At 64.2% G+C, this 22,153-nt stretch carries 24 protein-coding genes; 5 read left to right on the forward strand and 19 right to left on the reverse strand.

Translation table 11 applies throughout. The features are described 5' to 3' along the window. Window positions 1–2: 2 nt before the first annotated feature. The 10 genes from mraY to K426_RS16650 form a co-directional block, all read right to left on the reverse strand. Window positions 3–1,076 (reverse strand): phospho-N-acetylmuramoyl-pentapeptide-transferase, encoded by a 1,074-nt coding sequence (gene mraY, locus K426_RS16605; RefSeq protein ID WP_066559393.1) that lies wholly within the window; start codon window positions 1,074–1,076, stop codon window positions 3–5. Next, the gene (locus tag K426_RS16610; RefSeq protein ID WP_066561910.1) at window positions 1,076–2,452 is read right to left on the reverse strand and encodes a UDP-N-acetylmuramoyl-tripeptide--D-alanyl-D-alanine ligase; all 1,377 of its coding nucleotides are present in this window, start codon (window positions 2,450–2,452) and stop codon (window positions 1,076–1,078) included. Before K426_RS16610 ends, mraY begins: the two co-directional genes overlap by 1 nt. Further along, on the reverse strand, window positions 2,449–3,891 hold the full coding sequence (locus K426_RS16615) for a UDP-N-acetylmuramoyl-L-alanyl-D-glutamate--2,6-diaminopimelate ligase (RefSeq protein ID WP_066559395.1): 1,443 nt from the start codon (window positions 3,889–3,891) through the stop codon (window positions 2,449–2,451). Before K426_RS16615 ends, K426_RS16610 begins: the two co-directional genes overlap by 4 nt. Before the next feature lies 1 nt (window position 3,892). Next, window positions 3,893–5,593 (reverse strand): peptidoglycan D,D-transpeptidase FtsI family protein, encoded by a 1,701-nt coding sequence (locus K426_RS16620; RefSeq protein WP_066559398.1) that lies wholly within the window; start codon window positions 5,591–5,593, stop codon window positions 3,893–3,895. 1 nt (window position 5,594) lies between these two features. Then, entirely contained in the window at window positions 5,595–6,245 is a 651-nt protein-coding gene (locus tag K426_RS16625; protein ID WP_066559400.1) for a colicin transporter, read from the reverse strand. Then, window positions 6,242–7,195: a 16S rRNA (cytosine(1402)-N(4))-methyltransferase RsmH gene (gene rsmH / locus K426_RS16630; protein ID WP_066559402.1), complete on the reverse strand. Its 954-nt coding sequence runs from the start codon at window positions 7,193–7,195 to the stop codon at window positions 6,242–6,244. Before rsmH ends, K426_RS16625 begins: the two co-directional genes overlap by 4 nt. Then, entirely contained in the window at window positions 7,192–7,689 is a 498-nt protein-coding gene (locus tag K426_RS16635) for a division/cell wall cluster transcriptional repressor MraZ (RefSeq protein WP_066559403.1), read from the reverse strand. Before K426_RS16635 ends, rsmH begins: the two co-directional genes overlap by 4 nt. A gap of 185 nt (window positions 7,690–7,874) precedes the next feature. Then, complete coding sequence (locus K426_RS16640) at window positions 7,875–9,140, reverse strand: Gldg family protein (protein ID WP_237229822.1); 1,266 nt, start codon at window positions 9,138–9,140, stop codon at window positions 7,875–7,877. Window positions 9,141–9,148: 8 nt separating this feature from the next. After that, on the reverse strand, window positions 9,149–9,454 hold the full coding sequence (locus K426_RS16645; RefSeq protein WP_044660141.1) for a hypothetical protein: 306 nt from the start codon (window positions 9,452–9,454) through the stop codon (window positions 9,149–9,151). Window positions 9,455–9,496: 42 nt separating this feature from the next. Continuing rightward, the gene (locus K426_RS16650; protein ID WP_066561911.1) at window positions 9,497–10,492 is read right to left on the reverse strand and encodes a cysteine synthase A; all 996 of its coding nucleotides are present in this window, start codon (window positions 10,490–10,492) and stop codon (window positions 9,497–9,499) included. 228 nt (window positions 10,493–10,720) lie between these two features. Between K426_RS16650 and K426_RS16655 the strand changes: the two genes are divergently transcribed. Then, on the forward strand, window positions 10,721–11,638 hold the full coding sequence (locus K426_RS16655) for a cell wall hydrolase (protein WP_066559406.1): 918 nt from the start codon (window positions 10,721–10,723) through the stop codon (window positions 11,636–11,638). A gap of 389 nt (window positions 11,639–12,027) precedes the next feature. Further along, on the forward strand, window positions 12,028–12,156 hold the full coding sequence (locus tag K426_RS16660) for an entericidin A/B family lipoprotein (RefSeq protein ID WP_025546951.1): 129 nt from the start codon (window positions 12,028–12,030) through the stop codon (window positions 12,154–12,156). Between the two features lie 37 nt (window positions 12,157–12,193). On the opposite strand, the gene tatC is transcribed toward K426_RS16660, so the two are convergent. The 9 genes from tatC to K426_RS16705 all read right to left on the reverse strand — a co-directional run bounded on the left by tatC (window position 12,194) and on the right by K426_RS16705 (window position 19,498). Continuing rightward, complete coding sequence (tatC, locus tag K426_RS16665) at window positions 12,194–12,970, reverse strand: twin-arginine translocase subunit TatC (RefSeq protein ID WP_066559409.1); 777 nt, start codon at window positions 12,968–12,970, stop codon at window positions 12,194–12,196. After that, window positions 12,967–13,401: a Sec-independent protein translocase protein TatB gene (gene tatB, locus K426_RS16670; protein ID WP_066559412.1), complete on the reverse strand. Its 435-nt coding sequence runs from the start codon at window positions 13,399–13,401 to the stop codon at window positions 12,967–12,969. The genes tatC and tatB overlap by 4 nt, the downstream gene beginning before the upstream one ends. Window positions 13,402–13,430: 29 nt before the next feature. Next, on the reverse strand, window positions 13,431–13,682 hold the full coding sequence (locus K426_RS16675; protein WP_066559414.1) for a twin-arginine translocase TatA/TatE family subunit: 252 nt from the start codon (window positions 13,680–13,682) through the stop codon (window positions 13,431–13,433). Window positions 13,683–13,800: 118 nt separating this feature from the next. Further along, window positions 13,801–14,394 (reverse strand): SMC-Scp complex subunit ScpB, encoded by a 594-nt coding sequence (scpB, locus tag K426_RS16680; RefSeq protein ID WP_066559416.1) that lies wholly within the window; start codon window positions 14,392–14,394, stop codon window positions 13,801–13,803. After that, complete coding sequence (locus K426_RS16685) at window positions 14,391–15,173, reverse strand: segregation and condensation protein A (RefSeq protein WP_066559418.1); 783 nt, start codon at window positions 15,171–15,173, stop codon at window positions 14,391–14,393. Before K426_RS16685 ends, scpB begins: the two co-directional genes overlap by 4 nt. A 40-nt stretch (window positions 15,174–15,213) precedes the next feature. Further along, window positions 15,214–16,227: a beta-N-acetylhexosaminidase gene (nagZ, locus tag K426_RS16690; RefSeq protein WP_066559423.1), complete on the reverse strand. Its 1,014-nt coding sequence runs from the start codon at window positions 16,225–16,227 to the stop codon at window positions 15,214–15,216. Window positions 16,228–16,317: 90 nt separating this feature from the next. Next, window positions 16,318–17,031 carry an SPOR domain-containing protein gene (locus K426_RS16695; RefSeq protein WP_066559425.1) on the reverse strand — a complete coding sequence of 238 codons (714 nt, stop codon included), beginning with the start codon at window positions 17,029–17,031 and terminating at the stop codon, window positions 16,318–16,320. A 20-nt stretch (window positions 17,032–17,051) separates the two neighbouring features. Beyond that, a complete protein-coding gene (argS, locus tag K426_RS16700) occupies window positions 17,052–18,779 on the reverse strand; it encodes an arginine--tRNA ligase (protein ID WP_066559427.1) in 1,728 nt (575 codons plus the stop codon). A 110-nt stretch (window positions 18,780–18,889) separates the two neighbouring features. Further along, the gene (locus K426_RS16705) at window positions 18,890–19,498 is read right to left on the reverse strand and encodes a hypothetical protein (protein WP_066559428.1); all 609 of its coding nucleotides are present in this window, start codon (window positions 19,496–19,498) and stop codon (window positions 18,890–18,892) included. Between the two features lie 139 nt (window positions 19,499–19,637). On the opposite strand from K426_RS16705, the gene ispH reads away from it, so the two are divergent. From ispH to rnhA, 3 genes are read left to right on the forward strand one after another with little or no spacing between them, the layout of a single operon-like run. Continuing rightward, window positions 19,638–20,585 carry a 4-hydroxy-3-methylbut-2-enyl diphosphate reductase gene (gene ispH / locus K426_RS16710; protein WP_066559429.1) on the forward strand — a complete coding sequence of 316 codons (948 nt, stop codon included), beginning with the start codon at window positions 19,638–19,640 and terminating at the stop codon, window positions 20,583–20,585. A gap of 4 nt (window positions 20,586–20,589) precedes the next feature. Continuing rightward, window positions 20,590–21,582 (forward strand): homoserine kinase, encoded by a 993-nt coding sequence (gene thrB, locus K426_RS16715; protein WP_066559431.1) that lies wholly within the window; start codon window positions 20,590–20,592, stop codon window positions 21,580–21,582. Continuing rightward, entirely contained in the window at window positions 21,579–22,025 is a 447-nt protein-coding gene (gene rnhA, locus K426_RS16720) for a ribonuclease HI (protein WP_066559433.1), read from the forward strand. Before thrB ends, rnhA begins: the two co-directional genes overlap by 4 nt. The last annotated feature ends 128 nt before the right edge of the window (window positions 22,026–22,153 follow it).

A 22,153-nucleotide genomic window follows, 5' to 3' on the forward strand; every position in this document is an offset into this window, starting at 1 on the left:
GCTCACCGGAGCTTCAGAGTGGCGAGGCCGGCCAGGGCCAGCACGAAGGAAATGATCCAGAAACGGATCACGACGGTCGGTTCGGCCCAGCCTAGCTGTTCGAAATGATGGTGGATCGGCGCCATCTTGAACACGCGCTTGCCGGTCCGCTTGTAGAAGAAGACCTGGATGATGACGGACATGGCCTCGACCACGAACAGCCCGCCGATCACGCCCAGCACGATTTCATGATGCGCGGTGACGGCGATCACGCCAATGGTGCCACCGAGCGCAAGACTGCCCGTATCGCCCATGAACACGGCCGCAGGCGGTGCGTTGAACCAGAGGAAGGCCAGGCCCGCCCCGATGATTGCCCCGCAAAGAATGGTGAGGTTGCCCGCGCCGGGCACATGCGGAATGCCCAGATAGCCCGCAAAGTCCGCGCGGCCGACCAGATAGACGATCGCCATGAAGGCCATGCAGGCGATGATCACCGGCATGGTGGCGAGGCCATCAAGACCGTCAGTCAGGTTCACCGCATTGCCGAAAGCCACGATCACGAACGCTGCGAACAGGAAGTAAAACGGCCCCAACTCGATCGCCGGGCCATTGTAGAAAGGCACATAAAGCGCGGTATTGCCATGCTGGCTGACAATCAGCCATGCCGCAAAACCCGCGATCAGAAACTCGAAGGCCAGACGCATCTTGCCCGAAAGCCCCTTGTGGCTGGCCTTCGTCACCTTGTCATAATCGTCGAGGAAGCCGATGGCGCCAAAGCCCAAAGTCACGAACAGGCAGGCCCATACGTAAATGGACGACAGGTCCATCCACAGCAGCACCGACGATACCACCGACGTCAGGATCATCAGCCCGCCCATGGTCGGCGTGCCGCGCTTGGCAAGGTGGGTCTGCGGGCCGTCGTCGCGGATCGGCTGCCCCTTGCCCTGCCGCACCCGCAGCCAGCCGATGAAGCGCGGCCCGATCACCAACCCGATGATCAACGCCGTCGCAATCGCGGCGCCAGCGCGGAAGCTGAGATAACGGATGAGGTTGAACACACCCGCGAAATCCATGGTCTGGGCAAGCCAGTAGAGCATCAGTTCGTCTTTTCCTTGAGCGCGGCGACGAGCCTCGACAAGCCAATGCCGTTCGAGCCTTTCACCAGAATCGCGTCACCCGCGCGCATTTCCCTTTGAATAAGATCAGTTGCATTCGCCGTGTCCGACACATGATCAAAAGCGATCACGCCGCCGAGCGCATCCGCCAAAGATTGCATTTCCTCGCCAACGAGGATGGCATAATCCACCTGTCCCGCCGTCAGCGGTTCGACCAGCCCGGCGTGCAGCTCCCGGCTCCGGTCGCCCAGCTCGCGCATGCCGCCCAGCACGGCGACGCGGCGCCTGGCCTGCTCCCGGCCCAACTGCTTGAGCGTCGCCGCCATGCTCAGCGGATTGGCGTTGTAGCTTTCATCGATCAGCAGCGCCTCGCCGCCCTCAACCGGCACAATGCGCCGCTCGCCCCGGCCCGGCAGCCCCGGCATCTCCGCCAGAGCCAGCCCCGCCGCCGCCAGGTCGCCGCCCAGCGCCTCGACCGCCGCCAGCACGGCCAGCGCATTGGACACCCAATGCTCGCCTGGCGCGCCCACGGTGAAGCATAGTTCCACGCCGGGCAGCGTCGCCGTGACCAGCGTGCCGCCGCCCGCCGCCGGCACCATTTCGCGGGCGCGGACATCGGCCTCCGGATCAAAGCCGAAGGTCAGGATGCGCGCGGCATGCCGCTCCGCCTTGGCATAAAGGGTGGCGACATGGGGGCTGTCATAGGGGATGACCGCCGTGCCGCCCGGTTCCAGCCCTTCGAAAATTTCGGCCTTGGCCTCCGCGATCTTCTCCTCGGTGCCGAAAAATTCGATATGGGCGGGCGCGATGGCGGTGACGATGGCGACATGCGGTCGCACCTGCTGCGTCAGCGCAGCCAGTTCGCCCGCATGGTTCATGCCCATTTCGAACACGCCGAAGGCCGAGTCCCGCGCCATGCGCGCCAGGCTGAGGGGCACGCCGACATGATTATTATAGCTTTTGACCGAACGATGCACTTTGCCGGGGCAGATCCGGTCGAGCGCATGGAACAGCGCTTCCTTGGTGCCGGTCTTCCCAACCGATCCAGTGACGCCGACCACCTTGCCCTGCATCCGGGCGCGCGAGGCCCGGCCCAAAGCCACCAGCGCCGCCGCGCTGTCGGGCACCAGCACATGCGGCTGGGCGATCGGTTCGCTGACGATGGCGCCCGCCGCGCCCTGCCCGAAGGCTTTTTCCACGAAACGATGGCCGTCCGTCGTTTCGCCCTTCATCGCGACGAACAGGTCGCCGCCCGTCACTTCGCGGCTGTCGAACGCCATGCCAGAAACGGCGAAGGGCGCCGAAGCGACGCCCCCTGTGGCCTGCACAATCTCTTCGGAGGTCCACAATGCGCTCATCCAGCGCATTCCCGCGCCACGGTCACATCGTCAAAGGGCAACACACGGTCCCCGATAATCTGCCCCTGCTCATGCCCCTTGCCCGCAAGCAGCACGATATCATCCGCGCCCGCCTGCGCAATGGCGGCGGCAATGGCGGCGCGGCGCCCACCAATCTCCTCTGCCCCCGGCGCGCCTGCCATCACGGCGGCGCGGATCGAGGAAGGTTCCTCCGAACGCGGATTGTCGTCGGTCACGATCACATGGTCGGCCAGTTCCGCCGCGACCTTGCCCATTTGCGGCCGCTTGCCTGCATCGCGGTCTCCGCCCGCGCCGAACAGCGCGATCAAGCGCCCACGCGTATGCGGACGCAGCGCCTCGATCGCCGCGCGCAGGCCATCGGGCGTATGCGCATAATCGACATAGACCGGCGCGCCCGCTCTGGTGATGACGGCCCGTTCCAGCCGCCCGCGCACCGGCTGCACCCGGCCGAGCAGTTCCAGCACCTTGGCCACATCTTCGCCGCCCGCGATCACCAGCCCGGCGGCGGTCAGCGCATTGGCGGCCTGATAGGCGCCGATCAGCGGCAAATTCACTTTATAGAGTTTGCCCTCGACCTCGACTTCCAGCGCCTGGCCCAACTGGGTCGGGGTGCGGTTGGCAAGGCGAAAGCCAAGCCCCTGCACCCCGACGCTCAGCACACGAAGCCCCCGCTTCGTAGCCCGCTGGATGACCTTGTCCGACCACTCGTCATCGGCCCAGACGACCGCCGTGCCATCGGGCGCGACCACCTCGTCGAACAGCCGCATCTTGGCCTCGAAATAGCTGTCCATGTCGCCATGATAATCGAGATGATCGCGCGACAGGTTGGTGAAGGCGCCGACCGACACCGGCAGCCCTTCGGTGCGATATTGAGCAAGGCCATGGCTCGACGCCTCGAACGCGGCGTGGGTGACGCCCTCGCGCTTCAGGCCGGACATGTTGGAGAGGAAGGTCACGATGTCCGGCGTGGTCAGCCCTGTGGACACCTGATCGACCGAGGTGGTGACGCCCAAAGTGCCAATGGAGGCCGAATGATGCCCCAGCATCCGCCACAATTGCCGCGCCAGTTCCACCGTGGAGGTCTTGCCGTTGGTCCCTGTGACGGCAACCGTGACATCCGGGAAAGGCGCGAAATAGCGCGCGGCCAACTGCGCGAACAGGCGGCGCGGATTGTCATGGGCGATATGGATCGCGCCATCGACCTTGGCCTCGGGCCGGGCAACGACCGCCACGGCTCCTGCGCGAACGGCGGCGGGAATATAATCCTCGCCATTCACGCGCGCGCCCTGGAAGGCCCCGAACACCGTGCCCGGCGCGACCTTCCGATTATCGATCGCAAAGCCCGACACCGGCACATCTAGCGATGCCTTGGTGTCGGGCTTTGCATCCAGCCCCTCGATGAGCGACCCGAGGCGCATCCTATTCTTTCTCCTTGTCGCCGTGCAGCAACGGCATGAGGTCGGAAATATCGACGTCGCGGCGCTCGTCGGGCAGCACGCCCAGCATCGGCCCGGTGCGCTCGACCACCCGCTTCACCACCGGCGCGGCGGTCCAGGCCGCCGTGCGCAGGCCATATTGACCCGTCGCCTCGTCCATGGTGACGAGGACCACATAGCGCGGATTGTCCATCGGGAAGGCAGAAGCGAAAGTCGTCACCAGCGAAGTCTTGTTATACCGGCCTTCTTGGGGTTTTTCGGCCGAACCAGTCTTGCCGCCCACCCGGTATCCCTTGGCGTCGGCGCTGCGACCTGTACCCGCCGCGACGATCATGCGCAACAGTTGCCGCATGCGCGCGCTGGTGGCGGCGGAGAAGACCCGGCGGCCCTCCGGCACCTCTTCGGCCTTCAATTTGCGCAACGTAGCGGGCCGCCACAGCCCGCCATTGACCAGCGCCGCATAAGCCGAAGCGAGATGCAAAGGCGTTACGGCGATGCCATGGCCATAGGAAACGGTCAGCGTGGTGATGCGCCCCCAATTGGCCGGCCAGAGCGTCCCGGCGCGTTCGTTGAGTTCGATCGGCGCACGATCGTTGAAGTGCAACTCGCGGAAAATATGCTGCAAAGGCTCCGCGCCCATCTGGTCGGCGATGCGCGCCGTGCCGATATTGGAGCTGTGCACGAGGATTTCCGGCACGTTGATCCAGCGGCCAAGCGGATGGTCGTCCTTGATCCGGAAACCGGCGATGGCAAGTGGGGCTGTCGCGTCATAGGTCCTGGACATGGAGGTCACGATCCCCCGGTCCATCGCCGCGGCGATCGACAGCGGCTTGAACGCCGAACCCAGCTCATAGCGCGCCTGCACCATATGGTTGCAGAGCGGCGATTCGCTGCACGACTTGCCCGCGTAATTTTGCAGCTTGTTGGGGTCGAAGACCGGGATTGACGCCATGGCGATCACTTCGCCGCTATTGGCATCCAGGATCACCCCGCTTGCGCCCTTGGCGCGGGTCTGCACCAATTGCGCGTAAAGCTCGCTCTCCAGCGCGCCCTGGACCCGGCTATCGATGGACATGGCGAAGGGCTGCCCACGCAGCGCAGGATCGGTCAGGCGGTCGTTGAACGCGGCCTCGACGCCCATGCCGCCCTTGCCATCCGCATTGGGCGCAAAGCCAAGCACATGCGCCGCCAAGGTGCGCTGCGGATAGAGCCGTTCCTTTTCACGCGGAAATTCGATGCCGATCTCGCCCAGCGCATTCACCGCCGCCACTTCCTCGGGCAGCGCGCGGCGGCGCAGATAGGCCCAGCCTTTGCCGGTCAGCTTCTTGTGGAAGGCCGATTCCGGTTCATCGGGGAAAATCTCATGCAGCTTGCGCGCAAGATCGGATGGATCGCTGATCAGCTTGGAAGGCCGCACCGCTATGGAATAAGCGTCCATGGTCCGCGCCAGCGGCACCCCGTTGCGGTCCACAATGTCGGCCCGAGCAGGCAGTCCCGACATCACGTCGCCGCCCCGTCCGCCACCCGAAAAAATGCCGACCCAGGTCAGCCTCAGGACCACCACGCCTGTAACAACCAAGAACAGGATCAGCAGCAGCATCAGCCGGTTGTGCGCGATCGCCGTCAGGTCGACCCGCTGCTTGCCCGCTCTGGCTCCGCCTGGCTGGACGATGATCGTCGCCATTTCAGCGATCCCCCTTGCGACGCTCGCGCTTGGCCTGCGCCGTCAGATCGCCCATGGTGCTGTCGTCCAGCAGCTTCGCGTCCAGCATCGCCATCCGCTCGGCGCGGCGAGCGACGGGATTGGGCTTCGAACTGTCGGCGTCATCCTTTGCCTTTTCCTTGGCGGTCTTAACCACGGGCTTGGCAATCTTGTCGACATTGTCGGCGGCATGGGCTTCGCGAATCACGGCGATGTCGCTGCGGATCTGCGTCGCGGCAGGGCTCGCCGGGGCGGCCTGGGGCGCGGAGGGCAGGTCGGCGGGCGTCTGCACCATCGCCACCATCACCGGCGGCGCGACATAGTCCGGCCCATTGGGCTGCACGCCGTCCAGATGCGCCAGAGCGCGCTCGCCCGCCAGATATTGCTGGGCGGTCGGCGTCGCATACATGAAATCATCCTGATTCCAGCGTTCAAGCTGGCGCATGTTCGCGCGCGCGCTGAACTCGGTCTCCAGATAGCGGATATCGGCCTTCGCCCGCGCGATCTGCACCCGCACCTTCATCAGCTCGTTGCGCTCGGTCGCAACCTTCAGCGACACCATATAAGCCCCCAGCGCACCTAACGCGACGAGCAAGATCCAGATCAGGCTCTGCAATCTCTTGACCGCGATCATGAGCGGGGACTCCGGGTGGCAACAGGGGCGGAAGTGCGAATGGCGCTGCGCAGGGTGGCGGATCGGGCTCGGGGATTGCGGGCCAGCTCCGCTTCTCCGGGCCGCACCGCCTTGGCAGGCTTTTCGAAAGTGGGCGCGGGACCGAGCTTCTTCTGAGGCAAATGGCGCGATCCACCTGCTTCGCCACCACTGCGATTGCGCAGGAACTGCTTGACGATGCGGTCCTCAAGGCTGTGGAAGGTCACGACCGCCAACCGCCCGCCTTCCTCCAATATCGCCTCGGCCGCCTCCAACCCGCGCTCCAGCTCCTCCAGTTCGCGATTCACATGGATGCGGATCGCCTGGAAGGTCCGGGTGGCCGGGTCTTTCTTGTCATGCGGCTTGTGGCCGAGCGCCCGGCGCACGACGCTCGCCAACTGGCCGGTACGCTCCAACGGACGCGCCTCGACAATCGCCTTCGCCACGCGGCGCGAGCGCGGCTCCTCGCCATAGCGATACAGGACATCGGCAATTTCCTGCTCGGGGGCATTGTTGAGGAAATCGGCGGCGCTCATGCCGCTCTGGCTCATGGTCATGTCCAGCGGCCCGTCACCCTGGAAGGAAAAACCCCGCTCCGGCCGGTCCAATTGCATGGAGGACACGCCAATATCCAGCGTCACGCCCGCCACCGAGGGCACGCCCCGCTGCGCCAGCAGTTCCTCCATCCGCGAAAACTCACCGGCGATCAGGGTAATGCCCTTCTCGTCGGCCAGCGCCTGTCCTTCCCGAATCGCATCGGGATCGCGGTCGAAGGCGAAGACCTTCGCGCCCTTGCCCACCATGGCGCTGGAATAGCCGCCCGCGCCGAATGTGCCGTCGACATGGACCTCGCCGGGGTTGATGGCGAGAGCGTCGAGCACTTCGTCGATGAGCACCGGAATGTGACGATCGGGGTCGACGGGAGCGCTCACTTGCCGCCTCCCGCTTCGCGCTGGTCCAGCCAGCGGCGCACCTTGTTGCGGATCAGTTCCGGCCGGTCCTTGCTGCCGACCAGCGTTTCGGGCTTCCAGATCTGGATGTAGCGGCCCACACCATAGAAGAAGACTGCGTCAGTGATGCCATATTCCTCTTTGATATCGGGGTACATGGCGAAGCGGCCGCCTTCGTCGAAATTCACCTCCTCGATCGTGCCGAGGCGGCGTTCCAGCTCCAGATCGGCATCATAGTCGCGGCCGGCCGCGCGCGCTTCGCGGGCCAATTCCTCGACTTCGGTGAACAGATGACGGCGATGCGACTCACCAAAGGCCGTGGCGCAGGGGTTGCCACCATGGACCGAGAGAAAAAGCCGCGTTTCGTTGCCGCTGGAGAGCTTGACCTGCCGGCGCATCTCCAGGGGCAGCACGAAACGGCCCTTGCCGTCCGCGACGCTGAACGCGTTGCCCGTATAGAGAATGACTTCCGACACTTTTGGACCGCTGCCCCTCTGTTCCCAGGGCGCAGGCTGTCGCCAACCGGATCGCCACGATGACGAACCGGCTCACAGGACTAGCAAAGCCTGACAAACCCCTATGGCTTTCAAATACCAAGCCACGGGGTTCAAGAAAAGGGATATTTTGGGAGAATCCGGGAAATCCTGTTTTGTTCTGGTATTTAGTCCCCAATTTCTGGTTTCGGGACGATGACATGTTGTCGAGAGCGGTCAAAATGCGCCCGATTCCGCCGCCGGAACAGCACCGCGCCCAAGGCTGCCCAGAAAATCCCGGCCAGAGCTGCCCAGCGGACGGCGTTGACCAGCGCCTGGCCCGACCTGACCCAGCGGCGACCGGCAGGAAGCTCGCCACCCAAGGCCTGTGCGACAAATTGCGGCGTATCGGCGGTCCACTGACCGGGGTCCAACGGCGCGGCCGGATCGGCCAGCCAGAGGCGGTCGTCGATCAGGTCGGCATCGGCCACGATGGTCGCCACCCCCTTTCCCACCCCGCAGTGCGCCACCAGCCCACGTCCCCCGATGCGGCAATCCGGCCCGGCATCATCGAAACCCGAGGCCGCATAGACGGTCAGCATCCGCCCATCGCCCAGAAAACGGCGTTCCTCGCCCGCTCCAGCGGCAGGCGGCATCAGCTTCACGCCCCAATATTCGATCATCGCGGAGAGCGGGGTAACGGCAGGCGGCCGGCGCCGGTCACCCAATGGCAAGTCCATCGGCCAGCGCAATTGCGGATCGGCCAGGATCAGCGCTTTGCCGCCCCGCCTGATCCACGCATTGAGCGCCACCAGTTCATCCATCGAAAAGGCGCGCGGTTGGGCAAGCAGCAGCGCCTTGGTCCGGCTCTTTTCCAACGCGAATGGGCTGTCGACGGGCGTGACCGTGAAGCGCTGGCGCAACAGGGCGATGATGGGCGCGTCAGCCTTGGCCGCCAGCCCCTTCTCGCCGTCTCTCCAGAAAAGCGGCAAGCCACTGATGACCGCCAATTCCGGCCGCCGTTGTAAAGGTTCAACGCGAGGCTCTCTGGCAAGCCAACATATCGCCAAAGCCAGCAGAGCCAGCCCTAGCCCCACCAACTGCCGTGCTCCTGCAACGGCAGGAGCACGAAACCTTTCAAATTGAAGCCCCGCCAAGGTTGCCAGTGCCACCACGCCGAGCAACCACGCCACCGGCACCAACCCCGGCACATGCCAACTCGCCAAAAACGCGCAAGATAGCACCGCCCCCGGCGTTCCCAGCCCGACCCACCAGGCCGCCCCCTCACCCCGCCGCGCTTTTAAAAAAGCAGCCGCCGGGGTCAACAACAGCGCAGGCAGCATCCAGCCACGCGGATCGACCTGCCCCGTCCGCAGCAACGCCGGAAGCCCGCCGAGCAGCACCAGCACCCCCGGCAAAGCCAGCATCGCCCAAGTTCGGAGCAGAAATTTCAAGCTGTTAGTCAGCGCGAAGCCGGTGGAATCTCACGATCCATGGGTTTCTTCAGATTGGGGTCCGGCTGCAAATCCGGCACGATCGGCGCCTGCTCCGGCGCGGGCTGCACGCCCAGTTCCGCCAGCGGCTCCTTGGGCGACACGGCATTGACGTCCAGCGTGGGCACGGTGGGCGGCGGTACGGTCGGATCGTCAATCCGCGCCTTATCGATCACGATATTCGCCAGACCCACGAGCAACACCACGCCCGCCAGCCCGGTGAGGCCGATCTGGACACGCTGCAACCCTTCCTGTTGGCGGGGTGTTTCAGCCATGAAGCGCTCTTTTTCTTTTACCGTCGAGACCCGTATCAACGGTCAACGAGTGTGCGCGAGCCAGGGGAAGACAGTCAAGCCCTTCGATTCCAGCCATTCGCGATTATAGAGCGTTGAAAGATAACGGAATCCCGTATCGCACAGGATGGTGACGATCCGCTTGCCCGGCCCGAGCTGCTTCGCCAGCGCCACCGCGCCCGCGACATTGATGCCCGAGGACAGCCCCAGACATAGCCCTTCCTCGGCCAACAAGCGCCGCACCCAGAGCAGCCCTTCTTCATCGGAAATGCGGAACTGCGTATCGATCGGCGCGCCTTCCAGATTGGCGGTGATCCGGCCCTGACCAATGCCCTCGGCCACCGAATTGCCCTCCGCCTTCAACTCGCCATGGGCGTAATAATTGTAGAGTGCCGCACCATGCGGATCGCTCAAGGCGATGGTGATATTCTCGTCATGCGCCTTCAGGCCCAGCCCGACGCCCGCAATCGTCCCGCCCGTGCCCGCCGCGCAAGTGAAGCCGTCGACCTGCCCATCCATCTGGGTCCAGATCTCCTCGGCCGTGCCGATGATATGCGCCTTGCGGTTGGCGATATTGTCGAACTGGTTCGCCCAGATCGCCCCTTCGGTTTCCTCGGCCATACGGCGAGAGGTGTGCACAAAATGGCCGGGGTTGGAATAGGGCGCCGCCGGCACCGTCACCAGCTCGGCGCCCAGAGCGCGCAGCGTGTCCATCTTCTCGCGGCTCTGCGTCTCGGGCATGACGATGATCGTCTTATACCCCTTGGCATTGGCCACCAGCGCAAGGCCGATGCCGGTATTGCCCGCCGTGCCCTCCACGATCGTGCCGCCAGGCTTCAACAGCCCCTTTTCCTCGGCATCGTTGACGATGAACAGCGCGGCGCGATCCTTCACCGAAGCGCCGGGGTTGGCGAATTCGCACTTGGCGAAAATGTCGCAGCCCGTCTCTTCCGAAGGGCCGGTGAGGCGCACCAACGGCGTGTTGCCAATCAGGGCAAGGCTATCATTCTGAACCAGCATGGTCTCCGCATAGCGGACCAGATACGCCCTTGCCAAGCAAGGGAATGATGGCCGCGCAAAAGTCCGGTTTGTCCTTCGCCCCGTTAAGCTTTGCTTCCCCCGCTGTTCCATTGCGGGACAGCGCGTAATCGTGGGAGGAAATGGCAAGGCTTTTCCCTTATGGCCGGTGCCAAGCTACGGATTCTCAGAGGAAAAGATCAGTTGGCGGGCGGCAGGACAGTAAAGGCGATGAGGGCGAGGCATGGCGCGATCGCCGCGCTGGCGCTTGTCGCACTGGCCGCGCCGCGCCTGATCACCGCCGCGCCTCTCGACCTTCTGGCCGCGACGGGAATCCAGGATGACCCCGCCGAAAAGCCGGGCCAGAATTTCCCCGGATCAGCCTTTTTCTTCGCTGAGGGCGCTTTCGATCCCGTAGCTGGCGCCGCCACGCTGAACAGCGAGCATGTTCTGGGACTCGACGCGGTGCAGGTCGCCCCCGCCATGGCATTTCGCGGGCTGACGGCGCTCGACAGCTACCGGGCACTCAACTGCCTGACCTCCGCCATCTATTATGAGGCCGGGAGCGAGCCGGAAGAGGGCCAGCGCGCCGTGGCGCAGGTGGTGCTGAACCGGGTGCGCAATCCGCTCTGGCCGAAAAGCGTGTGCGGCGTCATCTATCAAGGGTCGGAACGCGCCGATTATCGCTGCCAGTTCACCTTCAGTTGCGACGGTTCCATGGCGCGCATGGCCAACGCCGAAGGCTGGGCGCGTGCGCGCCGCATCGCCGCCCAAGCCCTCTCCGGTCTCGTCTATCAACCCGTGGGCCTCGCCACCTATTATCACACGCTGGCGGTCCGGCCCGACTGGGCGACGGCGATGCGGCCCGTTGCAGTGATCGGCGCGCATATCTTCTACCGTCCGTCCGGCTTTGACGGAACGCCCGCCGCCTTCCGCGCCGCCTATCTGGGGCGGGAAACGCAGTCAGGTCCGGCCTGGCCGGTGAAGCCCTTGCCGTTCGCCCCTGCCCTGGAACTGCCCATCCCCATTTCCTCCCCGTCCGCCACAACCGGTGCGGCAACCGCCGATCCCTTGCCTGCTGCGGCGCCCGGCCTTCCCCAGTCGACGATCCGGCCCGAATATCGCAACAGCGGCCGTCCCCTCATCTGACCTGGATTTTTTTGGCGGCGGAGGGAATATTTTACGTTTAATCCGTTAGAAACCATTCAACTCGTTGAAAAATAACATAATAAAAATCTGATGATTTTTCGGAGCTCCGGGAACCTAATCCTCCGCCCGATAGTTCTGCACTGCGGATAGCAAATCTTTTGCCCCCCGCTCTTGCTATCCAAAAAAACATGAGCCCGGAACGCATCTCCCCCCCCCCGACGCGTTCCGGGCTCAGAATTTTTGGGCTTATCCCACGGAAATCGGAGATATTTTCGCTTTCGGAACGCTTTTCCGAGCGGCGGGTTGTTCCCTGGGTCACCGGCATGATGTCCGGTTGAAGCATTTCCCGTCAGGGATGCAGGACAAAAAGCTCTGAAAAGGAGACGATGATGACCAGGAAGATTCTAGCTGCCCTTTTGTTGACCGGTTCATTGATGGTCGCGGCCTGCAATACCGTCGAGGGTGCCGGCAAGGACGTGCAGAGCGCCGGCCAGGCGGTCGAGAACGCCGCCAACTGATCCGAAAAGGCTCGCCTCCTCGGCGAGCCTTTTTTCTTCAGCTCGCAGCTTCGGCCGCCGCCACGTCTCTGGCCTGTCTCCGGTCAGTGAACCAGATGGCGATGATGGTGATCTCATACAGCGCCAGCAACGGGATCGCGAGCATCAGTTGCGACACCACATCGGGCGGCGTCAGCACCGCGGCCAGGATGAAGGCGGCAACGATCATATAGCGGCGCAGGCCGATCAACTGCGCCCGGCTGACGAAGCCCGCCCGATTGAGCAGCATCAGCAGCACCGGCATCAGGAAGCTGATGCCGAAGGCCAGGATGAACTGCATCACCAGCCCCAGATAGGCGTCCGCGCTTGGCAACGCCTCCACCTGAAGGCCGCTGCTGTTCCCCTGAAATTCCAGGAAGAAATGAAAGGCGGTCGGCATCACCACGAAATAGGCGAGCGAAGCCCCCATGGCGAAGAGAAAGGGCGTGGCGATGATGAACGGCAGCAGCGCCTTTTTTTCCTTCGCGTAGAGCCCCGGCGCGACAAAGGCCCAGAGCTGGTTCGCGATGATCGGAAAGGACAGGCAGAAGGCGCCGAAAACCGCGATCTTCACCTGCACGAAAAAGGCTTCGTAAAGTTTGGTATAGACCAGCCGCCCGCCGCCATCACCAAAGGCTTCCTTGAGCGGATAGACCAATATGGCGAACAACTGCTCAGAAAAATAGAAACAGATCGCGCCCGTGATGAACAGCGCATAGACGCATTTGAGCAGCCGCCCACGCAGCTCGATCAGATGGTCGAGCAGCGGCGCCTTGCTGTCGTCGATATCCTTCATGCCGCCGTGTCCCCCTTCCGCGCAGGCTCCTGCGCGACATAGGGCGGTCCGTCGGTCGCGGGCTGGACCTCCGCCACATAGGGTGGCGCGTCATTCGTCACCGGCGCGGATTCTGCCACGAAAGGCGGCACTTCCCCAGCCGCCGCCGCTTCAGCGCCAGGTGCGGGCAGCGCTTCCATCTCCCCGGTCGTTTCCGGCGGATGCTCTTCCATGATCCGCTTGTTCTGCGCGGCCCATTTCTTTTCCAGCTCCTCCAGCTCAACCTCGCGAACCATCGCGTCGATGCCGGTGCGGAAATGGCGCGCCATGCCCTGCGCCTTCCCGACGATCTGCCCCACTTTGTAGAGCGCGCGAGGCAGGTCTTTTGGGCCGATGACGATCACCGCAATGATGATGATCACCAGAAGCTCAGACGAATCGATACCAAACATGCGTGCCTACCGCCCCGGCCGGAGGAAAATCAGGCCTTGGTCTTTTCATCTGCCGCATTTGGCGTGGCAGTCGACGCGTCCTGTTCCGGAACGCGATGGCCCTCGATGCGCGTGGCGGGCTTGGTCGGCACGACATCGTCGTCATCCTCCGCCATGCCCTTCTTGAAGCTCTTGATGCCCTTGGCGACGTCACCCATCAACCCGGAAATCCGGCCGCCGCCGAACAGCAGCATGACCACCAGGAGAACGATGACCCAGTGCATCAGCGAAAAGGAACCCATTTTAACTTTCTCCTGAAACTGCCGCTTATCTAAAGTGATTTCGAGTGAAATGGAACATTTCACGGCTCGGAAATCACGACAAACAAAGCCCGCAGATCATATTGCCACAGAATATGATCTAAGCGTCTTCCTCGTCATTTTCCACAACGGATTGGGCGCCCAGACCCTCAAGCGCCAAATCCACCGGATCGAGCAGACCCGCAGCGCGCAGATCATCGATACCCGGCAGGTCGCGGCGGCTGCTAAGGCCGAAATGTGACAGGAATTCATGCGTGGTGGCATAGATCAGCGGTCGCCCCGGCACTTCCCGTCGTCCTGCGGGCCGCACCCATCCCGCCTCCATCAGCACGTCCAGCGTGCCCTTCGCCACCTGAACGCCGCGGATGGCCTCGATCTCCGCGCGGCTCACCGGCTCATGATAGGCGATGATCGCGAGGGTTTCCATAGCGGCGCGGGACAGCTTGCGCGTCTCGTCCTTCTCACGGCGCAGGATATGGGCCAGATCGGCGGCAGTCTGGAAATGCCAGCGCCCGCCCCGCTCGACCAGATTGATGCCGCGCCCGGCATAGTGATCGCTCAATGTCGCGAGCGCGGCGGTCAGATCCCCCGCCTCCCCCACATGCAGCTTGAGTTCGGCCGGGGTCAGCGGTTGTTCGGAGACGAACAGCACGGCTTCGACGGCGCGGAGAAAATCATCAGGTTCTTCGATCACAACAGACGCCCCGCAGTCGGTTCCGGCACAGCGGCGCGCAGGAAAATGGGTTCGAAAATCCCCTCCTGCTGGATTTCCAGCCGCCCCTGCCGCGCCAGTTCCAGCGCGGCGACGAAACTGCTGGCGAGCGCCGATCGTGCCATCGGCCCATCCTGCCCGGTCGGCAGGAAGGCTTCAAGCGCGGTCCAGTCGATCGCCGCGCCGACCAGGGTGCTGACCCGCTGGATCGCTTCGTCCAGAGTCATCACCGGCCGAACCGCGACCATATGCACGACCGGCTGGGTCCGGGCGCGAATCTGGCCGTAGGACTGGATCAGGTCGAACAGGCTCGCCGCCCATTTCGCCCTGCGGACGAGGCGCAGCCCTTCAGGCTTTTCCCGCGCGAAGACGTCGCGGCCGATCCGGTCCCGCGCCATCAGCCGCGCCCCCGCCTCCCGCATCGCGTGCAGGCGCTGGAGCCGCAATTGCAGACGCAGCGCCAGCTCCTCCGGACTGGGGTCGGGCTGCGCCTCCTTGGGCAGCAGCAGCGCCGATTTGAGATAGGCGAGCCACGCCGCCATCACGAGATAATCGGCGGCCAGCTCCAGCTTCAGCTTCCGCGCGCCCTCGATATAGGCGAGATATTGCTCGACCAGCGCCAGGATGGAGATTTCGCGCAGATCGACCTTCTGCGTCCGCGCCAGCGCCAGCAACAGGTCGAGCGGCCCCTCCCAGCTTTCGAAGCTGAGCATAAGGGTTTCGGGCCCGGGAACGGCGGGAGGGGTGAAAAGATCGTCCATCGCTAGACTGTCGCTTTTAGGTTTTTGTGGCATCCCCTCTTCACGCCGGAACCATCGCCAGCAGCGCATCGCGGGTGGCGAGCAATTCCTCCAACAGCGGGCCGTCCGACAGCCTGTGCGTCGACGCCATCGCGCGACCGAGGCGCGTCATGGCCTCCGGCGTGATCTCCGGCAGCAGATCGGCAATCCCCACCATATCGTCCATCCGCCCCCAGCAATTGAGCGCTAGATCGCATCCCGCCGCGACGGTCGCCGCCGCCAACTCGGGAATGCTGCCCTTCAACGCCTTCATGTCGAGATCGTCGGACATCAGCAGCCCATCGAAGCCGATCCGCCCCCGGATGATGGTCTCGATGATGGAGGGAGACAGGCTCGCAGGCAGATCGGGATCCCAGGCGGTATAGACGACATGCGCCGTCATCCCCATGGGCGCGTCCTTGAGCGCCTGGAACGGCGCCAGATCGACCGCCAGCGCATCCTCGTCAGCGGTGACGATGGGCAGTTCATGATGGCTGTCGACCATCGCCCGGCCATGGCCCGGCATATGCTTGACGATGCCGACCACCCCACCATCGGCCAGTCCCTCGATCACCGCCCGTCCCAGCGCCGCGACCCGCATCGGCTCGGCGCCGAGCGTCCGGTCGCCCATGATATCGCTCGCTCCCTCCTGCCGCACATCGAGCAAGGGCAAGGCATCGACGCTGATCCCCACTTCCGTCAGCGTGGCGGCGATCGCCCGGGCATTGGCGCGGGCGGCCGCGATGGCGCTGGACGGCGCGACCTCATAGAGCCGGTCGAACACCGCGCCGGGCGGGAAGCTCGGCCAGACCGGCGCCTGCATCCGCGCCACCCGGCCGCCTTCCTGATCGATCATGATGAGCAGATCGTCCCGGCCATGCAGCGCCCGCAGATCATCGGTCAGCGCCCGAAGCTGCTTCCTATCCACGATATTGCGCCGGAACAGGATATAGCCGGCAGGCTGCGCTTGGCGGAAGAAGGCGCGCTCGTCCGCAGTCAGGGTCTCACCGGAAAGGCCGAAGATAACGGGTTTCATGGCAGCGATGGTAGCGGCTGGAAGAGGCTCTGTCGAAGGGGTTGTGACCTCATCCCTCTCTCCTTCAGGGGAGAGGGGAACAGCTATGCGTCAATTCACCACCATGCAGCTCTCGCCCGCCACCTTCAGCTTGCCGCAGAGCGTGCTGGCCTGCCCGCCCGCCGCCGCGCGCAGGCGATAGACGGTGCTGCCGCTCACCTCTGCCTGCTCGATCGACATCGGCAGCGGCTCCAAATAGGTGAAACGTTTGGACAGCCGCTTCCACGCATCCTTCGCGAAGGCCTGATTGCCATAGGCGCCTAACTGGATCATGCCGCCTGCGGGCCGCGCAACCGTCGTCACGGGCTTCGCATTGGTTTCATCGGCTACCCGAGCCGTGACGCTCTGACCCGGTTTTCCCGCCACCGCCGACTTGGCGTTGCCAGCCGCGCCGGTCGGCGTGATCGGCGCTTCCGGCACCCGAGTCGGATCGATCCGCCCGTCGCGGGCCACGCCCTCGCTCGCCGCATAGCTGGCATCGCCCTCTCCGTCGAACTTCTTGGCGTCGGCTTCCTTGGCGGGAATCTTGTAATCCCCGGCCGGCGCGGCGATCAGCTTGCCTTCGCCGCCAGCCCCGCCCGAGCGGTTCTGGATCAGCCATACACCCGCGACGACCAGACCGATCAACACCAGTCCAAAGAGAATGAAGCCCAGCAGCCGCAGCGGCGAGAGCCCCTGCTCCTCCTCATCCTCGATGGCGGGTTCGAGCCAGGGCAGACGCTCCTCGTCGTCCAGGTCCAGCCTGCCCCGCGCATAATCGCCCATCTCGTCCGTGCCTCCGCCGGTTACTGCATCTCGGTCAAGGCTGCGACGCCCATCAGCGCCAAGCCGTTACGGATGATTTGCCCTATTCCCCGGCTCAAGAAAAGCCGCGCGGAAGTAGTGGCCGGATCGTCCATCAGGATGACCCGCGCCTGCGGATTGTCGTTGCCCAGATTCCACCAGCTATGGAACGCCGAAGCCAAGTCATTGAGATAGAAGGCGATGCGATGCGGTTCGCGGGCCGACGCCGCCCCTTCCACAACGCGGGGGAACTGCGCGGCAAGCTTCACCAGTCCCAGTTCCTCCGTCCCAAGGCGGGACAGGTCAGGCGCGGGCAGGTCGATCCCCGCCTCCTCCGCCCGCCGGCCAAGCGAGGAAATCCGCGCATGGGCATATTGCACATAAAAGACCGGATTGTCCTTCGACGCCTCCACCACCTTGGCAAAGTCGAAGTCCATCTGCGCATCGGCCTTGCGGGTCAGCATGGTGAAGCGCACCACATCCTTGCCCACTTCGCGCACCACATCAGCCAGCGTCACGAAATTGCCTGCGCGCTTGGACATCTTCACCGGCTCGCCGTCGCGCAGCAGGCGGACCATCTGGATCAGCTTGACGTCGAAACGGGCCTTGCCTTCGGTCAACGCCGCGACCGCAGCCTGAATGCGCTTCACCGTGCCGCCATGGTCGGCGCCCCAGATGTCGATCAACTGGTCGGCCGTCTGCGCCTTCTGATAATGATAGGCCATGTCGGCGCCGAAATAAGTCCAGCTTCCGTTGGATTTCTTGATCGGCCGATCCTGATCGTCACCGAATTTCGTCGAGCGAAACAGCGGCAGCTCAACCGGCTCCCAATCCTCCGGCGTCTCGCCCTTGGGCGCTTCCAGCACGCCATCATAGACGAAGTCATGTTCGCGTAGCCATTTTTCCGCGGCTTCGGGCTTCCCGGCGGCCTGCAATTCGGCTTCGGAAGAGAAAATGTCGTGATGGATGCCCAGCAGCGCCAGATCGCTGCGAATCATGTCCATCATCGCCGCCACGGCCCTGGTGCGGAACGGCACCAGCCATTCGCTTTCCGGCGCGCCAACATATTTGTCGCCATAGTCTGCGGCCAGCACCTGCCCCACCGGCACCAGATAGTCGCCCGGATAAAGACCCTCGGGAATCTCTCCGACGGCTTCGCCCAGCGCCTCGCGATAACGCACATGCGCCGACCGGGCGAGCACGTCGACCTGGCCGCCCGCATCATTAATATAATATTCGCGGATCACCTTATGCCCGATATGCTCCAGCAGGGTCGCGAGCGCGTCGCCCACCACCGCACCCCGGCAATGGCCCATATGCATCGGCCCGGTCGGGTTGGCGGAGACATATTCGACATTGACGGTGATGCCCTCGCCCGTGGCGGAGCGGCCATAATCCTCCGCCTCGGCATGGATCGCGGCGAGTTCCGCGCGCCAGGTAGCATCGGTCAGCCTGAGGTTGATGAAGCCCGGCCCGGCGATGGACGCTCCCTCGACCTCGTCCAGCTTTTCCAGGCCAGCCACGATCTTTTCCGCCAAAGCACGCGGATTGGTGCCAGCCGGCTTGGCCAGCACCATCGCCGCATTGGTGGCAAGGTCGCCATGGCTTGCGTCGCGGGGCGGCTCGACCGTTACCGGCTTGCGGTTCAGGCCAGCGGGCAGCGAACCATCAGCCTCCAGCGCGTCGAGCACGGCGTCGAGATGGGCGGTGAAACGGTTATAAAGAGACAAGGGACGAACTTTCCTTCAACTCCGTTCGCCCTGAGCGCAGTCGAAGGGCCGTCCTTTCCTCAAAAAAAGGTCAGGGCATCGACTTGTCTCAGCCCGAACGGAAAATGGGCTTAGCGGGTAGCGTTGTAACGGAGCTGATCCTGGGTCAGGTTGAAACCCACGAGCAGCTCGAAGCTGGTTCGCTGCAAGGCCGCCTTGACGTCCGGCTGCGCGAAGGGATCGATCGCCGCGTCTGCATCGCCCGCTTTACGCTTCTGCGTGATCATCGCCTGGATCGGCCCCGGCAGCGTTGCGGCGGCCTTGTTCACATAGGATCCGGCCTTGGCGTTCGCGCTGGCGCGATATTGTCCCGCCGGGAAATCCAGCACAACCTGGCCCACGCGCTTGGCGACCACGGCGTTGCCGCCCCGCACCACGGCGGAATAATAAGGCAACGTCACCTGCCGGGCAGCGCTTGCGTCACTGCGGCGGGCGTTCACGGTAAAGGTCGCCTCGGTATAAAGCTGCTCTCCATCGGCGCAGGTCGAGCGCAGATTGGTGATTTCCGCCACCACGTCGATCGCGCGGGCATCGGTGCTGCCTGCCGGATTGAACAGGGTGATGTCGCCGGTCTGGGCCGGGACCGCCGCCACCGGGCAGGCCGAGCGCACGGCCACGATGCCGCCGGTCGGGTCGATTTCGCCCCGCTGGGAACAGCCCGCAAGGGCCATGGCGATCATTCCGGTCAGCGCAATTCGAGAAAAGGTCACAGGCAATCCCTTGGGAACAGGCGTTGGGCTTCTTATCCATAGGCTGCGGGACGCGCAACATAAAGGAAGCGGCTTTCATCCTCCGTCACATTCGCCTAAGCGGCAAGCCATGACCTCTCGCTCGCCCATGAAGCTGCTGATCGCCGCCCCACGCGGCTTTTGCGCCGGTGTCGACCGCGCCATCATCATCGTCGAAAAGGCGATCGAGAAATATGGCGCCCCGGTCTATGTCCGCCATGAAATCGTCCACAACAAATATGTGGTCGACAGCCTGAAGGCGAAGGGCGCGATCTTCGTGGAGGAACTGGACCAGGTGCCCGACGGCGTGCCGGTGGTCTTTTCCGCCCATGGCGTGCCCAAGGCCGTGCCCGCCAAGGCAGAGGAACGCGGCCTCGACTATCTCGACGCCACCTGCCCGCTGGTCAGCAAGGTCCACCGCCAGGCCGAACGCCAGGTGGAGGCCGGACGCCACATCCTCTTCATCGGTCACAGGGGCCATCCGGAGGTGATCGGCACCTTCGGCCAGGTCGATGACGGCAACATGACCCTGATCGAAACGGTCGAGGATGCCGAAGCCTTCACGCCCGCCGACCCCGACAATCTGGCCTTCCTGACGCAGACGACCCTGTCGGTGGACGACACCGCCGCCATCGTGGCCGTGCTTCTGCGCCGCTTTCCCACCATCCATGCGCCCAAGGGGGAGGATATCTGCTACGCCACCTCCAACCGGCAGGCGGCGGTCAAGGCGATCGCCGGGCAATGCGACGCGGTCTATGTGATCGGCGCGCCCAACAGCTCCAATTCGCTGCGGCTGGTCGAGGTGGCGGAGCGCGAAGGCACCCCCGCCCGGCTGATCCAGCGCGCCGACGATATGGACTTCGCCTGGCTGGAAGGCGTGCGCACGCTGGGCCTCACCGCGGGCGCCTCCGCCCCCGAAGTACTGGTGCGCGAAGTGGTCGACCGGCTGGCCACGCGGTTCGACGTGATCGAGGAGCAGGTGGAAACCGCCCGCGAAAACATTGCCTTCAAGCTCCCTCGCGGACTGGAGGCCGCGTAAATCCATGGCCGTCTATACCCAGGTTCCCGCCGAAGAAATCGACGCCTTTCTCACCCGCTACAACGCCGGACGCCTCGTGTCGGCCAAGGGCATCGCGGAAGGCGTGGAAAACAGCAATTACCTGCTCGAAACCACCGGCCATGACGGCGCCTTGGGTTCCGGGGGAGGCCACCGCTACATCCTCACCCTCTATGAAAAGCGGGTGAATGAGGCGGACCTGCCCTTTTTCATGGACCTGCTCGATCATCTGGGCGCTCGCGGTTGCCTTGTCCCCCGCTTCATCGCGGACCGCGAGGGCAAGCGCCTCCAGCAGCTCGCCGGCCGCCCGGCCTGCCTGATCGAGTTCCTCACCGGCATCTCCGTCACCGAACCGACCGTCGGCCAGGCCCGCGCGGCGGGCGCGGCGCTAGGCGAAATGCACCGCGCAGCGGAAGGCTTCACCGGCACCCGCCGCAACGCCCTCGACCTACCCGGCTGGCATGAACTGGCCGCCAAATGCGGCGAGGATTTCGACCGGATCGCCCCCGGCCTCGGCGCGCGGGTTGCGCAGGAACTGGCTTTCCTTGATGCGCATTGGCCCGCCGACCTGCCCCGGTCGGTGATCCATGCCGACCTTTTTCCCGACAATGTGCTGATGCTGGGCGATGAGGTGACGGGCCTGATCGACTTCTATTTCAGTTGCACCGATATCCGCGCCTATGACCTTGCCGTCACACACAGCGCCTGGGTGTTCAGCAATGACGGCGCGACCTGGTTCGGGGACCGCGCCGCAGCCCTGGGCGCCGGTTATATGACGGCCCACGGCCTGTCCGACGCCGAACGCACAGCTTTCCCAATCCTCTGCCGGGGGGCGGCGCTGCGTTTCCTGCTGACGCGGGCTTATGACTGGATCAACACTCCCGCCGACGCGCTGGTGACGCGCAAGGATCCGCTGGCCTATCTGCGCCGCCTCGATTTCTACGCCAGCGCCGACCCGGCGGCGCTGCTCGGCGCATGAGCGAGCTTCCAGAGGTCGAGATCTTCACCGACGGCGCGTGCAAGGGCAATCCCGGCCCCGGCGGCTGGGGCGCCGTGCTGCGCTTTGGAGAGAAAGAGAAGGACATCTCCGGCGGAGAGGCGCAGACCACCAACAACCGCATGGAAATGATGGCGGCGGTGCAGGCGCTGGAGACGCTCAAGCGCCCGTGCCGGGTGACGCTCTATACCGACAGCAAATATGTGATGGACGGCATCACCAAATGGGTATTCGGCTGGCAGAAGAACGGCTGGAAGACGGCCGACAGGAAGCCGGTGAAGAATGCCGAACTCTGGCAGCTACTGGTGAAGGCCGCCGCCCGCCATCAGGTGACATGGCAATGGGTGAAGGGCCACGCAGGCCACGCGGAAAATGAGCGCGCCGATCAATTGGCCTGCGCGGCGGCGGAGAGTTTCCGGAAGTAGCGGCTGTAACGGGTGGAAGGCCGCCTTCACCGTAGCCGTCATGCTGAACTTGTTTCAGCATCCATCGTGCCCCACGGACGGCGGAATGTGAGGAGAAATGGATGCTGAAACAAGTTCAGCATGACGAA

Source organism: Sphingobium sp. TKS, assembly GCF_001563265.1.
Taxonomy (GTDB): Bacteria; Pseudomonadota; Alphaproteobacteria; order Sphingomonadales; family Sphingomonadaceae; genus Sphingobium.

What these genes read in the sequence shown, in the direction of transcription:
- mraY (WP_066559393.1), bottom strand. Translation starts at nt 1,076, where the DNA reads ATGCTCTACTGGCTTGCCCAGACCATGGATTTCGCGGGTGTGTTCAAC.
- K426_RS16610 (WP_066561910.1), bottom strand. Translation starts at nt 2,452, where the DNA reads ATGAGCGCATTGTGGACCTCCGAAGAGATTGTGCAGGCCACAGGGGGC.
- K426_RS16615 (WP_066559395.1), bottom strand. Translation starts at nt 3,891, where the DNA reads ATGCGCCTCGGGTCGCTCATCGAGGGGCTGGATGCAAAGCCCGACACC.
- K426_RS16620 (WP_066559398.1), bottom strand. Translation starts at nt 5,593, where the DNA reads ATGGCGACGATCATCGTCCAGCCAGGCGGAGCCAGAGCGGGCAAGCAG.
- K426_RS16625 (WP_066559400.1), bottom strand. Translation starts at nt 6,245, where the DNA reads ATGATCGCGGTCAAGAGATTGCAGAGCCTGATCTGGATCTTGCTCGTC.
- K426_RS16645 (WP_044660141.1), bottom strand. Translation starts at nt 9,454, where the DNA reads ATGGCTGAAACACCCCGCCAACAGGAAGGGTTGCAGCGTGTCCAGATC.
- K426_RS16650 (WP_066561911.1), bottom strand. Translation starts at nt 10,492, where the DNA reads ATGCTGGTTCAGAATGATAGCCTTGCCCTGATTGGCAACACGCCGTTG.
- K426_RS16655 (WP_066559406.1), top strand. Translation starts at nt 10,721, where the DNA reads ATGAGGGCGAGGCATGGCGCGATCGCCGCGCTGGCGCTTGTCGCACTG.
- K426_RS16660 (WP_025546951.1), top strand. Translation starts at nt 12,028, where the DNA reads ATGACCAGGAAGATTCTAGCTGCCCTTTTGTTGACCGGTTCATTGATG.
- tatC (WP_066559409.1), bottom strand. Translation starts at nt 12,970, where the DNA reads ATGAAGGATATCGACGACAGCAAGGCGCCGCTGCTCGACCATCTGATC.
- tatB (WP_066559412.1), bottom strand. Translation starts at nt 13,401, where the DNA reads ATGTTTGGTATCGATTCGTCTGAGCTTCTGGTGATCATCATCATTGCG.
- K426_RS16675 (WP_066559414.1), bottom strand. Translation starts at nt 13,682, where the DNA reads ATGGGTTCCTTTTCGCTGATGCACTGGGTCATCGTTCTCCTGGTGGTC.
- K426_RS16685 (WP_066559418.1), bottom strand. Translation starts at nt 15,173, where the DNA reads ATGGACGATCTTTTCACCCCTCCCGCCGTTCCCGGGCCCGAAACCCTT.
- nagZ (WP_066559423.1), bottom strand. Translation starts at nt 16,227, where the DNA reads ATGAAACCCGTTATCTTCGGCCTTTCCGGTGAGACCCTGACTGCGGAC.
- K426_RS16695 (WP_066559425.1), bottom strand. Translation starts at nt 17,031, where the DNA reads ATGGGCGATTATGCGCGGGGCAGGCTGGACCTGGACGACGAGGAGCGT.
- K426_RS16705 (WP_066559428.1), bottom strand. Translation starts at nt 19,498, where the DNA reads ATGATCGCCATGGCCCTTGCGGGCTGTTCCCAGCGGGGCGAAATCGAC.
- ispH (WP_066559429.1), top strand. Translation starts at nt 19,638, where the DNA reads ATGACCTCTCGCTCGCCCATGAAGCTGCTGATCGCCGCCCCACGCGGC.
- thrB (WP_066559431.1), top strand. Translation starts at nt 20,590, where the DNA reads ATGGCCGTCTATACCCAGGTTCCCGCCGAAGAAATCGACGCCTTTCTC.
- rnhA (WP_066559433.1), top strand. Translation starts at nt 21,579, where the DNA reads ATGAGCGAGCTTCCAGAGGTCGAGATCTTCACCGACGGCGCGTGCAAG.